Origin of the sequence: Methylobacterium sp. J-077, from assembly GCF_022829365.1 — a bacterium.
Taxonomy (GTDB): domain Bacteria; phylum Pseudomonadota; class Alphaproteobacteria; order Rhizobiales; family Beijerinckiaceae; genus Methylobacterium.
In genome coordinates this window covers 1-13,031 of sequence record NZ_JAKSYJ010000219.1, presented here as the reverse complement: position 1 = coordinate 13,031, position 13,031 = coordinate 1, and the positions used below count along the sequence as shown (strand labels likewise).

9 protein-coding genes and 3 pseudogenes are annotated in these 13,031 nt (G+C 68.1%); 9 read left to right on the top strand and 3 right to left on the bottom strand.

The window, feature by feature from the left end; all coding sequences use genetic code 11:
- Positions 1-12: 12 nt before the first annotated feature.
- The 3 genes and pseudogenes from MKL11_RS27335 to MKL11_RS27325 all read left to right on the top strand — a co-directional run bounded on the left by MKL11_RS27335 (position 13) and on the right by MKL11_RS27325 (position 2,330).
- Positions 13-973 (top strand): annotated as a pseudogene (locus tag MKL11_RS27335) (IS630 family transposase).
- A 41-nt stretch (positions 974-1,014) separates the two neighbouring features.
- Entirely contained in the window at positions 1,015-1,383 is a 369-nt protein-coding gene (locus MKL11_RS27330; RefSeq protein WP_243949205.1) for a hypothetical protein, read from the top strand.
- 29 nt (positions 1,384-1,412) lie between these two features.
- Positions 1,413-2,330 (top strand): EthD domain-containing protein, encoded by a 918-nt coding sequence (locus tag MKL11_RS27325; RefSeq protein ID WP_243949204.1) that lies wholly within the window; start codon positions 1,413-1,415, stop codon positions 2,328-2,330.
- Between the two features lie 325 nt (positions 2,331-2,655).
- On the opposite strand, the gene MKL11_RS27320 is transcribed toward MKL11_RS27325, so the two are convergent.
- Positions 2,656-2,766, bottom strand: a complete 111-nt coding sequence (locus MKL11_RS27320) for a sigma factor-like helix-turn-helix DNA-binding protein (RefSeq protein ID WP_243949202.1) — start codon at positions 2,764-2,766, stop codon at positions 2,656-2,658.
- A gap of 79 nt (positions 2,767-2,845) precedes the next feature.
- Between MKL11_RS27320 and MKL11_RS27315 the strand changes: the two genes are divergently transcribed.
- Together MKL11_RS27315 and MKL11_RS27310 are read left to right on the top strand one after the other, a co-directional pair.
- Complete coding sequence (locus tag MKL11_RS27315) at positions 2,846-3,040, top strand: type II toxin-antitoxin system ParD family antitoxin (protein WP_243949200.1); 195 nt, start codon at positions 2,846-2,848, stop codon at positions 3,038-3,040.
- Complete coding sequence (locus MKL11_RS27310) at positions 3,027-6,440, top strand: PAS domain S-box protein (protein WP_243949197.1); 3,414 nt, start codon at positions 3,027-3,029, stop codon at positions 6,438-6,440. Before MKL11_RS27315 ends, MKL11_RS27310 begins: the two co-directional genes overlap by 14 nt.
- Positions 6,441-6,620: 180 nt before the next feature.
- On the opposite strand, the gene MKL11_RS27305 is transcribed toward MKL11_RS27310, so the two are convergent.
- Positions 6,621-7,049, bottom strand: coding sequence for a response regulator (locus MKL11_RS27305; protein WP_243949195.1), 429 nt, complete (start codon positions 7,047-7,049; stop codon positions 6,621-6,623).
- Positions 7,050-7,392: 343 nt separating this feature from the next.
- On the opposite strand from MKL11_RS27305, the gene MKL11_RS27300 reads away from it, so the two are divergent.
- The 4 genes and pseudogenes from MKL11_RS27300 to MKL11_RS27285 form a co-directional block, all read left to right on the top strand.
- The gene (locus MKL11_RS27300; RefSeq protein WP_243949187.1) at positions 7,393-9,648 is read left to right on the top strand and encodes an ATP-binding protein; all 2,256 of its coding nucleotides are present in this window, start codon (positions 7,393-7,395) and stop codon (positions 9,646-9,648) included.
- A gap of 1 nt (position 9,649) precedes the next feature.
- The gene (locus tag MKL11_RS27295) at positions 9,650-10,111 is read left to right on the top strand and encodes a response regulator (RefSeq protein WP_243949185.1); all 462 of its coding nucleotides are present in this window, start codon (positions 9,650-9,652) and stop codon (positions 10,109-10,111) included.
- Complete coding sequence (locus MKL11_RS27290; protein WP_243949207.1) at positions 10,108-11,835, top strand: response regulator; 1,728 nt, start codon at positions 10,108-10,110, stop codon at positions 11,833-11,835. Before MKL11_RS27295 ends, MKL11_RS27290 begins: the two co-directional genes overlap by 4 nt.
- 154 nt (positions 11,836-11,989) lie before the next feature.
- Positions 11,990-12,646, top strand: a pseudogene (locus MKL11_RS27285) (transposase); the annotation flags it as partial.
- Positions 12,647-12,838: 192 nt separating this feature from the next.
- Here the strand turns inward: MKL11_RS27285 and MKL11_RS27280 are convergent.
- Positions 12,839-13,031 (bottom strand): annotated as a pseudogene (locus MKL11_RS27280) (IS630 family transposase); the annotation flags it as partial.

The window sequence follows — 13,031 nt, the reverse complement described above, 5'->3', positions numbered from 1 at the left end:
AAGGAGCCGGCAATGCCATCACCTTTATCAGTCGATCTGCGCGAGCGCGTTGTAGCGGCCGTGACCGAGGGCGCGTCTTTCCATCGAGCGGCGGCCCGGTTTGATGTGAGCGTGTCGAGTGCAAGCCGATGGTCGGCCCGGTTCGCGCAGGAAGGTCACGTCGCGCCCAACCCCACGCACAGCGGCGACCGCCTCTCGGGCATCGAAGCGCAGGCCGATCTGATCCTGTCCACCTACGAGGCCCGGCCCGAGATCTTTCTGCGCGAGTTGCGCGATGTCCTGGCCGCGCGGGGCGTGACGACCAGCACGAGCGGGCTGTCGCGCTTCTTCGCCCGCCACGGCATCAGCCGTAAAAAGGGGCTGTCTACGCGGCTGAGCAGGAGCGCGCGGATGTGAAAGCCGAGCGCCAAGCCTGGTTCGATGCCATGCCCAATCTCGACCCCGACACGCTGGTCTTCCTCGACGAGACCGCGGCCGCCACCAACATGGCCCGCCGCGACGGACGCGCCCCCCGCGGCGAGCGCTGCCGGCTGCTCGTGCCGCAGGGGCATTACAAGACCACGACCGTCACCGCGGCGCTGCGCACCACCGGCCTGTGCGCCCTCAGCCTCATGGATGGCGCCACGAACGGCCAGCGCTTCCGCAGTTACGTCGCCGACAACCTCGTCCCGGTGCTGCAAGCCGGCGACACCGTGATCCTCGACAACCTGCAGGCCCACAAGGTCGCTGGCGTGCGCGAGGCGATCGAGGCGGTGGGTGCCCGGGTCCTCTACCTTCCGCCCTACAGTCCCGACTTCAATCCCATCGAGCAGATCTTCGCCAAGCTGAAGCAGATGCTCAGGACTGCTGCCGCCCGCACCGTGCCCGACCTCTGGGCAACCATCCGCGAAGCCTTCACCGGCTTACCTCAGACGAGTGCCGCAACTGCCTCACAGCTGCCGGTTACGAAAATGACTTGGCCGTCGCTACATAGGCGGGAACAGCTCTAAGGAGTTCCTGCGGCAGCTCAAGCTGTTGGCCGTCGCCACAGGCCGAGCGGAACCGGCCAAAAAGGTCATCTCCGCCTTGTCGCGCCCCGCCGAGGCTGCCCACGAACTGGTCGGCGGGAAATCCGCGACGCTGACCACACTGGCGGGGCAGGCGAAGACCCATCTTCTCGGCGACAGCTTCCTCTTGCAAGTGCCCCTGCTCCACAGAAACTACTTCGGCAAGGTAGCGGTCTCTCTTGTCTCCTCCGAACTCGTGGCGCTGTCCCAACGTCCCCTCGACTTGGCCGGGCATCCCAATGCGATCCGCGACACCGTCCGGGACGACTTCCGAACCATCCCGGCAAAAACGCGGCCCGGGCCACGGCCGAGACGAGGGCGCTTCGCGGGCTCATGATACCTCAACCCCCCTTTCGAGGATCGAACATGACCAATCCCACCGCGCCCATCGACCATTCCGAACGCGATGCGGCCATCGCGATCAACACCTACACCACCGTGCTGAGACGTCCCCGCGTGCCGCACGAGTTATTCGCGACCTACTGGCGCGACGTGCACGGCCCCCTGTGCGCGCGTATTCCCGGGCTCGGGTGGTACGTCCAGAGGCATTTCGACCGAGAGCAGGACGCACACCTGTGGCCGGTGGTCGGGGGCATTCGGCCGTTCCCGGACTACGAGCTGGATGGGGGCGTCGAGATCGGGTTCCGAAGCGCAGAGGACCAAGCAGCCTTCGACGAGGCCTGCCCTATCTTGTTCGCCGATGAGCAGAACATGTTCGCCGCCACGGTGGCCTATGCGTTGCCGCGTGGCTCTACAACCCTGTTAGACCGGGTGGAGGAGTCGTCACCAAACGGCGACGACGGCCTCGACAGGATCGAGGTCCACCTCGGCGCCGCGCACCGTGACGCGTCGGCGTTCGGCGAGCGCATAACCGCGCTGGCACGTTCGCTGGCAGCCGAGCCCGTCGTCCTGAAGGTACGGCTTCACCTACCCGAGCCCTACGACAACGCTGAGCCGGCCCCGCCTGCCCCGAACGTGAATCACGCGGTGCCCGATGAGCGGCGTCTGGTGGCGGTCATGGAGATCGCGTTTGCCTCGCCCCTGAAGCGGCGGACCTTCTATACGTCCGACGCTTACGGGATCGCGAGTTCGGGACTGGCCGAGCATGTCGCCTATACCTCGGCCTTCGCGGTCAGCGGCACGTATACCTACGTCCGCGACGGGCGGCTGACGCTGGCCGGCCTGCGCGGAAGTCGGCCGGCCCAACTTATCGAGCGGATCGGCGCCGTCAACCAAGTCGGCGACGACGTTCGACACCTCCTCCTGACCGGCGACATGCCTTGACGCTGGGCCGTCGTAGACATCGTCAATGCCGCCCGACCGCACAGGCTCCAGCACGCCCAGGCCGGCGCGGGGCGGCGACGCGGTCGTATCTTAAATTGGGATTCAACTGGCCCTCGGTCGGCATGAAAATCGGCGATTTCCCGAGCCGTTTCCCGTGCCCTGCCGGAAAAAACGGGAGTCCCTTCCAGAACATCGATGGTTTGAATGGAACGTAATTAAGAGGTAGGTGGCCAAACCAGTTCGGAAACGTAAGCGAGGCCGCATTAAAAATAATACGGCCTCGCTCAACTTCAGGTAATTTGGGGCCAGAATTTTGAGCTTCAGATCACAACATTGGAGCTGAGATCAACAGGCCCAAGGTCGCGGCGAGACGCTTGCGCGCCCGGCTCAAGCGGCTCTTCACGGTGCCGACCTGGCAGTCGAGGACGTCCGCCATCCCGAGCTGCGGCGACGCGTCTACCCGGAATGAGTGTCGCGACTGCGACACCCATTCCGGGAGATGCTACGGGCTCTGGATGGCCGCCAAGTATTCCCGACACATCGCCCTGACCGAACCGCTGATCGCGTACGTCGAGGCCCAGGTCGCCAGGGGCGAGTACACCTCGATCAGCGAGGTCGTCAGGACGGCGCTCCGTCTGTTGATCGAGCGGGAGGCGTCGACGGTCCCGCGCGGGGCGGCGAACGCCGAGGTTGCCCATGACCGCGCCTGAGGGCGCCGCCCGCGATCCGGGCCGGCTCGCGGCCCTCGACGGCTACGGCATCCTCGACACGTCGGCCGAGCGGGGCTTCGACGACATCGTCCTGCTCGCCTCCCGGATCTGCGCGACGCCGGTGGCGCTGGTCAGCCTGGTGGCCGCCGACCGGCAGTGGTTCAAGGCCCGCGTCGGGTTCGACCACTGCCAGACCCCGCTGTCGCAATCGGTCTGCGCGCACGCCCTGGCGCGACAGGGACTGCTGGTGATCCCGGACCTGACCGTCGACCCGCGCACCCGGGACAACGCACTGGTCACCGGGGAGCCCCACCTCCGGTTCTATGCCGGCGCCCGGCTGGAGACGCCCGAGGGCGTCGCGCTCGGAACGCTGTGCGTGATCGACCGGGAGCCCCGGCCCGAGGGACTGACGCCGGAGCAAGGGGAAGCCCTCGAAGCCCTCTCACGCCAAGTCATGGCGCAGATGGAGTTGCGGCGGTCGATGGCCGCCCGGGACGACGCCCTTCGAAGCGCCCGGGAGCGGGACACCCGGCATCGCCAGATCCTCGACAGCGCCATCGACTACGCCATGGTGACCATGGACCTCGACGGTCTCGTCACCGGCTGGAGCGCCGGGGCCGAGGCAATCCTCGGCTGGTCCGAGGCCGAGATGTGCGGCAAGCCCGCCCGGGTATTTTTCACCGGGGAGGACGCCGGAGCGGGCGTCCCAGAGCGCGAGATGAGGAGCGCACGCCAGGAAGGTCGGGGCAACGACGAGCGCTGGCACGTGCGCAAGGACGGCTCGCAGTTCTTCGCGCTCGGCGAGATGATGCCGCTGCACGCCGACGACGGCGGCCACGTCGGCTACCTCAAGATCCTTCGGGACAGGACCAGCCAGCGTTTGGCGGCGGAGGCGCTGCAGCGGCAGACCGACCTGCTGCGGACCGTGACGGACCACGTCAGCGAGGCGGTGTTCCAGCTCGACCTCGACGGAATCGTCACTTTCGCCAACGTGGCCGCACACGCCCTGCTGGGTTGGGAGGACGGAAGCCTGCTCGGGCAGGACCTCCACGAGGCCGCCCACCACCACCATCCCGACGGAAGCCCGTTCCCCGCTTCCGAATGCGCCTTCGTGCACGCCATCCGGAAGGGCGAGACCCTTCGCCGGCGCGACGGTACCTTCTTCCGCCGTGACGGAACGCCCATTGAGGTGATCTGCACGAACGCGCCCATGTTCGGCGGCGGCGAGCTCATGGGTGCCGTGCTCACGGTCTCCGACGTCACCGACCGCCGGCAGGACGAGCGTCGCCTCCGGGAGATGAACGCGGAATTAGAGCGGCGCGTCGCCGAACGGCACGCCGCCGAGAAGCGCCAGCGCTTCCTGCTCGACCTGACCGACACGTTGCGCGAACAGGGCGGTCCGCGTGGCCGGATGCAGGCGGCGGTGGATGCACTCGGGCGCCACCTCGGTGCCAGCCGGGTCGGCTACGGCTTCGTCGGGGAAGACGGCCTGTCCGTCACCCTCGGCACCGAATACGTCGACGGCGTCACGACGCTGGCCGACACCTACCCGCTCGACGCGTTCGGACCCGGCAACATCGCCAACCTCAAGGCAGGCCACACGTCGGTCTATGCCGACGTCGAGGCCGATCCGGATACCGCCGGCCTGGGGATGGGCGGCTTCGGCATCGCCGCCATCGTCGCCGTCCCCCAGGTCCACGAGGGACGCTTGCGCTCGGTCGTCTACGTGAACCAGCGCGAGCCGCGGGCCTGGACGGCGGACGAGGTCTCGCTGGTCGAGGAGGTCGCGGCGCGGATCTGGGACGCCGTCGAGCGCGTGCGCGCGCAGGGCGCTCTGCGGGCGTTGAACGAGACCCTGGCAGCCCAGGTCGCCGAGCGCACCAAGGAGCGCGACCGGATCTGGCAGGTGAGCCAGGACATGCTCGGCGTCGCCGACGCGAACGGTGTCTGGGTCAGCATCAACCCGGCCTGGCATTCGATCCTGGGGTGGGAGCGGCACGAGATCATCGGGAAGACGTCCGAGTGGCTCGAACACCCCGACGACCGGGAGAGGACGCGCGCCGAGGTCGCCCGGCTCGCCGCCGGCGGCCTGACGCTCGCGTTCGAGAACCGCTTCCGGGCGCGGGACGGCGGCTACCGCACGCTGTCCTGGACGGCCGTCCCGGTCGAGGGGATGCTGTACTGCGTCTCCCGCGACGTCACCCGGGAGAAGGAGCGCGCCGCCAGCCTGCTCCAGGCCGAGGAGGCCCTGCGGCAGTCGCAGAAGCTGGAGGCCGTCGGGCAGTTGACCGGGGGCGTCGCGCACGACTTCAACAACCTGCTGACCGTGATCAAGTCGTCGACCGACCTGCTCAAGCGCCCCGACCTCTCCGCGGAACGGCGGGGCCGGTACATCGGCGCGATCTCCGACACGGTCGACCGGGCCGCCAAGCTCACGGGCCAGCTCCTGGCCTTCGCTCGGCGCCAGGCGTTACGGCCGGAGGTGTTCGACGTCGGCCGGAGCGTGAGGGCCATCGGCGAGATGGTCGGCACCCTCACCGGCGCCCGGATCGCGGTGTCGATCAACGTCGGCGACGAGCCATGGCACGTCAGCGCCGACCCGAGCCAGTTCGACACCGCCCTGGTGAACATGGCGGTCAACGCCCGTGACGCGATGGACGGCGAGGGCCGGCTCGACATCGCGGTCGACGCCGTGGAGGTCGTGCCCGCGTTGCGCTCGCATCCCGCACAGGTCGGGGAATTCGTCAGGATCGCGCTGACCGACACTGGTTCCGGCATCGCGGCCGATCAGGTCGACCGGATCTTCGAGCCGTTCTTCACGACCAAGGGCGTTGGGCAGGGCACCGGCCTTGGTCTCAGCCAGGTGTTCGGCTTCGCCAAGCAATCGGGCGGCGAAGTCTTGGTCGAGAGCGAGGTCGGACGCGGCACCACCTTCGCGCTCTACCTCCCGCGCGTCGCCGCAGGCACCGTACGGGTCGAGCAGGCCGCGGACGAGGTCGCCATCGTCAACGGTCGTGGCACCTGCGTCCTGGTGGTCGAGGACAACCGCGACGTCGGCACCTTCTCGACCCAGACCCTCCAGGAACTCGGCTACGGCACGCACTGGGTCGAGAACGCCGACGAGGCCCTGGCGGCCCTGGCCGTTAAGCCCGACACCTACGACGTGGTATTCTCGGACGTGATCATGCCTGGCATGAACGGGGTCGAGCTCGCACGCGAGATCGCTCGTCTCCATCCCAGCCTGCCGGTGGTTCTCACCAGCGGCTACAGCCACGTCCTCGCGCAGGAGAGCGACCACGGCTTCGAGCTCCTGCAGAAGCCGTACTCGGTCGAGGCCCTGTCGCGCATCCTGCGCAAGGCGGCATCGAAACGGCGGCGTCGCAGGCCGGCTGCGGAATAGGGCGCCCGGCCGGCGTCATTCGAAGCACATCGCGCAATCCTGCCGCATTCGTGTCGCGCGGCATGGCGATGGTTCGCAGGTGCGGACCGTCCGGGACGCTCGGTACCGTATCGTTCTTCCCGGTTGCTGCTCGCTCGATGTTGTTCGGGTCCGTGACCCTCGCCGTCCGTGTCGATACGCTCAGCTTCGAGCGCCGTTCCCGCTCCTCAAGGGCTGGGGGTGCTTCTCGTCGGGCAGCGTCCTGCGTACGTGGTGTCGGACGATCTCCGCGCTGAACGGCTTGGCGATGAAGGTCGCCCCGTCCGGCAGGTCGCCCGGGCCCGGCTCGGCCTGGCCGGATGCGACCACGACCGCAATGTGCGGCCAGCGCTCGGACACCTGCCGCGCCAGCGCGAAGCCGTCCGCGTCCCCGGGCATGTGCACGTCGGTGAAGAGCAACTGGACGCGGTCGTGGTTCTTGTCGAGCACCTGGAGCGCCTGGGCGACGTTCATCGCCTCCAGAACCTCGAAGCCGGCATCCTCCAGGATGTCGGTCGCCTCCATCAGGATCAGGGCGTCGTCGTCGACGACGAGGGCGTGGTGCGTACCGTCCCGGGGTTCCTGGCTCATGCTCGCTCAAGTCCCCTCGGCCCGACATGGTTGCCCGCCGAACCGCCCTGCCACAGTCTGGTGGGCGGGACGAGTGGCCATCTCGGTCAAGCGACGAGGCCCGATCCAGTACCCATTCCCCGCCATTCGATGAAGGTGGAGGCAGGTCTACACGAGGCAACGGGCATGCGTGCATGCCGCGGGGACGTTTGCGCACGAGGGTATTGCGGCTCCCGTCCTTCGGACCACCTTGCATTAGTGGGTCACGCCGATACCGGTGCATTCTCACTATTCTCGCGATGGCCGAGCGCTGCTATTCCACGTCATGACCCTTGGCCGGCCCGGACCGATGGAGACCCCCGGCTTGCACCAAGGTAGCGACGCGGCCCCGAACCTCGACCTAACCTCTTGCGACCGGGAGCCGATCCACGTCGTCGGCAGCGTCCAGCCGCACGGGTTCCTCCTCGCCCTCGAAGCCCGGACCCTGATGATCGTCCAGGCGAGTGCCAACGCACCCGCCCCCGCAGTGGTCGGCGCCACCCTGGACGTGGCATTCCCCCATCTCGCCGCCATCGTCCGCCGCCATCTCGACGAGGCCGGTCCGCTGGCCGGGGCCTCCTACCTCTGCACGGTGACCCTGACCGCCGACGCGGCCCGGCTGACCTACGAGGTCGCGGCGCACCGGGTCGACGACCTCGTGGTGCTGGAGCTTGAGGAGATCGACCCCTCCACGATGGGCGTCGGCCTGGACGTGCTCACGCCGCGTCTGCGCACCTTCGTGGAGCGCCTGCAGACCGCCCGCACCGTCGAGGATCTCTGCCAACTCGTCGCCGAGGACATACGCCAGGTCACCGGCCTCGACCGGGCGCTGGTCTACCGGTTCAACCGGGACTGGCACGGCACCGTGCTCGCCGAGGACGGCAACGGCGTGCTGCCGTCCTACCTCGACCTGCGCTTCCCGGCCTCGGACATCCCCGCCCAGGCGCGCGAGCTCTACCGCCGCAACCGCCTGCGCATCATCCCGGACGCCGGCTACGTCCCCATCCCGATCTGGCCCGCGACCACGCCGGCCGGCAAGGCGCTCGACCTCAGCCAATCGGTGCTGCGCTCGGTCTCGCCGGTCCACGTCGAGTACATGCGCAACATGGGCACGATGGCGTCGATGTCAGTGTCGATCCTTGTCGACGGCGCGCTCTGGGGCCTGATCTCCTGCCACAACGCCGAGCCCAAGCGCGTCCCGCTCCACGCCCGCAACGCCTGCGACGTGGTCGCCCAGATCTTCGCCCTGCAGCTCTCGGCGCGCGAGCGCGGTGCCCAGGCCGAGCAGCGCCTGGCGCTTGGTGCGATCCAGGCGCGCCTGCTCGGTTTCATGGCCGAGGAGGATAGCTTCGTCGACGGCCTGCTCAAGCACCCCGACGACGTCCTGGCCCTGGTGAACGCCGCCGGGGCCGCCGTAGTCACCGCCGACCGGTGCCGGCTCCTCGGTGCGACGCCGGGCGAGGCCGAGGTGCGCGCCCTGTACGCGTGGCTGTCGGCGCGCTGCGAGACGGACGAGGTCTTCGTGTCCGAGGCCCTCTCGGAAACCATCCCCGAGGCCGCCACCCTTACGGACAGGGCGAGTGGCCTCCTGGCGATCTCGGTCTCGAAGAAGTACGCGAGCTATATCCTCTGGTTCAGGCCGGAGGTGGTGCGCACCGTAAAGTGGGGCGGTAACCCGGTGAAGCCGGCGTTGCCCGACCCCAAGGGCGGTCCAGACCGCCTCCACCCGCGGAAATCCTTCGAGATCTGGAAGGAGACCGTCCAGGGCCGCTCCCTGCCTTGGTCCGCTGCCGAGGTCGAGGCGGCCAAGGACCTGCGTTCCTCGGTGCTCGGTATCGTGCTGCGCCGGGCCGAGGAACTCGCGGCGATGAGTGAGGAGCTGCAACGCTCGAACAAGGAGCTTGAGGCGTTCTCGTACTCGGTGAGCCACGATCTGCGCGCTCCGTTCCGACACATCGTCGGGTACTCCAACCTGCTCAAGACCCGCGAGGGCGCCAACCTCACCGACAAGGGCCGGCACTACGTCGACACCATTATCGAGGCGGCCTTCTCGGCCGGGACCCTGGTCGACAACCTGCTCGCGTTCTCGCAGATGGGCCGCAACGCCTTGAACAAGATCTCGGGCGACATGAACGCCCTAGTCGAGGAGGTCCGGCGCAAGGTCCTGCGCGACGTCCCGGCGGACCGGACGGTGCGCTGGGAGATCGAGCCGCTCGGGCGCGCCTTCGCCGACCCGGTCATGCTGCGGCTTGTGATTGAGAACCTGCTCTCGAACGCGGTGAAGTACACCCGCGGCAAGCCCGAAGCCGTAATCGCAATGGGAAGGCTTCCCCCGAAGGACGGCGAGGCGGTGTTTTTCGTGCGCGACAACGGCGCCGGTTTCGACATGGCCTACGTCGACAAGCTGTTCGGCGTGTTCCAGCGCCTGCACCGGGTCGAGGAGTTCGAGGGCACGGGCATCGGGCTGGCCAACGTCCGGCGCATCGTCGAACGTCACGGCGGCCGGACCTGGGCCGAGGGCGAGCTGGGCAACGGTGCCACCTTCTACTTCACGCTACCGCTCCGGGAGGAGGCGCACTGACATGGCCGGACTGAAGCCGTTCCTCCTCGTCGAGGACAACCCGAACGACATCGAGTTGACGCTCGCCGCGCTGGAATCGAGCAACCTCGCCAATGAGATCGTGATCTGCCGTGACGGCGCGGAGGCCCTCGACTTCGTTTACCGGCGCGGCCCGTACGAGGGACGTCAGGTCCAGGACCCGGCGGTGGTGCTGCTCGACCTGAAGCTGCCCAAGGTCGACGGCCTGGAGGTGCTTGCCAAGATAAAGGGCGACCCGGCCACTCGCGGCATCCCGGTGGTGATGCTGACCTCCTCGCGAGAGGAGACTGACGTGGTCCGCTCCTACGACCTCGGGGTGAACGCGTTCGTGGTGAAACCGGTCGGGTTCGAGGAGTTCTTCGCGGCGATCAAGGACATCGGCGTGTTCTGGGCCCTCCTGAACGAGCCGCCGCCCCACAAGGGAGGCTGGCCATCGAACGGATAATCGGGGCCGCCGCCGGCCCGCTGCGTATCCTCCACCTGGAGGACAGCGATCTCGACGCGGAACTTATCGAGGCGGAACTGGAGAAGCTCGACCACCCGGTGGTGATTGAGCGGGTAATGACGCGCGACGCCTTCGCCGCCGCTGCCCAACCCGGCCTCCACGACGTCATCCTTGCCGACTACGTGCTGCCGACCTTCGACGGCGTCAGCGCGCTCGGCATCGCCCGGGAGCAGTGCCCGGACATCCCGTTCATCTTCTGCTCGGGCACACTCGGGGAGGACGTCGCCGTCGAGGCACTCAAGAACGGCGCCACCGACTACGTCACCAAGCAACGGCTCGACCGGATGACCCGCACCATCGTCCGGGCGCTGGCGGAGGCACGCGGCCGGGCTGAGAAGCGGGCGGTCGAGGCTGCCCTGCAGGCGCTGAACGAGACGCTGGAGACGCGAATCGCCGAGCGGACGCGTGAACTTGCCGAAACCAATGCTGAACTCACTCGCCAGATCGGCGAGCGGGAACGGGCCGAGGAGGCGCTGCGGCTGAACCAGCGCCTGGAGGCTGTCGGACAACTCACCAGCGGCGTGGCGCACGACTTCAACAACCTGCTCACCGTCATCGCGGGCAACATCGAATTCCTGGAACGTGCCGTCGCCGACGACCGCTCGAAACGCCGCCTCGCGATGATGAGGGGGGCGGCCGACCGCGGCGCCCGCCTCACCGCACAGTTGCTCGCGTTCTCCCGCCGACAGCGGCTCGAACCGACGCCCGTGGGCCTGAACGACACGGTCTCCTCGATGCGCGACCTGCTGCAGAGCTCGATCGGCGGCGCGGTCCAGATCGAGACGACGCTGCAGGCAGACCTGTGGCCGGCGCTGATCGACGCGACCCAGATCGAGCTCGTCATCCTCAACCTCGCCATCAATGCCCGGGACGCGATGGCTGTGGGCGGGCGGCTGACCATCGAGACGGCCAACGTCACCGTCACCGGCGCCCCGAGCCGGCCCGAGCAGCCCCAGCCCGGCGAGTACGTCATGGTGGCGGTAAGCGACACCGGGTCGGGCATGCGGCCGGACGTGCTCGCCCGGGTGTTCGAGCCGTTCTTCACCACCAAGGAGGTCGGCAAGGGCTCGGGCCTCGGCCTCGCGCAGGTCTTCGGGTTCGTCAAACAGTCCGGCGGCGGCATCCGCATCGACACGGTGCTTGGCGAGGGCACCTCGATCAAGGTCTACCTGCCCCGGGTCGTCGGCGACGCCGCTGCGGCGGCTGAGAAGGCCAAGCCCGTCGACTGCGCCCTGACGCATCCGCCGGGAAGCCGTCCGACGCTGCTGGTCGTTGACGACGACGCGGAGGTCCGGGAGGTCACCGTGATCCGGCTCTCCGAGGCCGGGCACGACGTGCGCGAGGCAGCCTCCGGGCTTCAGGCCCTGGCCGCCCTGGAGGCGGACCCGTGCGTCGACCTCGTCATCCTCGACTTCGCCATGCCGGGCATGAACGGGGCCGAGGCCGCCATCGAGATCCGCAAGCGCTGGCCTGGAATGCCGGTGCTGTTCGTTACCGGATTCGCGGACACCACGGCCCTGACTGAGGCCGGGGCAAGCGGCTCAGACTCAGTCGTCCTGAAGCCGTTCCGGGACGGCGAGCTCGAACGCAAGGTCGCCACGGCACTGGCAGCGCAGGTCGGCCCTGGCCTGCGGCTGGTCTCCAACCGCGGTCGGGGCGCCTGAGAGAACGTCAGTTCGATGGTCACGACGGACGGTTCCGGCTCCGAGAGACGCGGGATGACCGTAGGGATGGGTCGCGGTGCGACAGGGCGCCGGCCGAGCAGGCCGTCGTGACCGCCCTCGTGTTCGGACTTGCAGTCGTATCCCAGAGCCCCCCCATGCGGTGACCAACGTCGGCAGCGACCGGGCGCAGCTCGCACCGATGGGCCTCCTGGCGCAGGCCGCGACGGGATGCGCCACGCTCACGGTGCTGGCCGACCGGGGCTACCTCAACGGGGAACAGGTGCTGGCCTGTGAAGGCACCGGCGTGCTGCCGTGCGTGCCCAAGACCCTGACCTCGGGCCACGCCAAGCGCGGCCTCTTCACGGGACAGGACTTCGTCTACGACGCCGAGCAGGAACACTACACCTGTCCCGCCGGCCAGCACCTGACCAAGGGGACGACCCGGTCCGACCGCCGGGCCGAGGGCGAGGAGATGGACCACTATCGCAATCTGACGGCCTGTCTCAATTGTGCGCTCAAGCCCCGCTGCACGCCCGCAGAGACGCGGCGGGTCAAACGCTGGGTGCACGAGGACGTGCTCGATGCGATGCAGGCGCGGCTCGACCGGATGCCGGACGCGATGAAGATCCGTCGCCAGACCGTGGAGCACCCGTTCGGCACCCTGAAGGCCTGGATGGGAGCCACCCACTTCCTGACCCGAACCTTGGCGAAGGTCAGGACCGAGATGAGCTTGCAGGTTCTAGCCTACAACATGAAGCGAATGATCCAGATCTTCGGGGTCGGTCCGCTGATGGCAGCGATCCGAGCCTGAGGCCCGCTACCTCGCTCTGCGACGCTACTCCGCGCGTTCACCCAAAAACCTGGATGATCCGCGTTCTCACACGGCCTCGGTGGTTAGCTGCCGCTACCGCTTGACCTTGAAACCATTGGAGCAGCGTTCAGCGGTGAGGCCCCGATCCTGAAATCGAGCCTGCAACTCAGGTGTTATATCGATCCTCATTGATCAGAACCCATGAGCCCAGGCGCGCAGTCCGATGGAGATGATGCGCCAAGGTCGGTCGATGAGGGTGTTCCAGGCGTGGCAGCAGTGGTCGAGGATGTCGGCGTAGGATTTGAAGACGCGGTTGCCGAGCCAGTTGTCGCGCATGAACTGCCAGAGGTTCTCCACGGGGTTGAGTTCGGGGGAGCGAGCCGGC

Excerpts from the sequence above, each read along its gene's own strand:
- MKL11_RS27325 (WP_243949204.1), top strand. The coding sequence starts at position 1,413 with ATGACCAATCCCACCGCGCCCATCGACCATTCCGAACGCGATGCGGCC.
- MKL11_RS27320 (WP_243949202.1), bottom strand. The coding sequence starts at position 2,766 with ATGGCGGACGTCCTCGACTGCCAGGTCGGCACCGTGAAGAGCCGCTTG.
- MKL11_RS27315 (WP_243949200.1), top strand. The coding sequence starts at position 2,846 with ATGGCCGCCAAGTATTCCCGACACATCGCCCTGACCGAACCGCTGATC.
- MKL11_RS27310 (WP_243949197.1), top strand. The coding sequence starts at position 3,027 with ATGACCGCGCCTGAGGGCGCCGCCCGCGATCCGGGCCGGCTCGCGGCC.
- MKL11_RS27305 (WP_243949195.1), bottom strand. The coding sequence starts at position 7,049 with ATGAGCCAGGAACCCCGGGACGGTACGCACCACGCCCTCGTCGTCGAC.
- MKL11_RS27295 (WP_243949185.1), top strand. The coding sequence starts at position 9,650 with ATGGCCGGACTGAAGCCGTTCCTCCTCGTCGAGGACAACCCGAACGAC.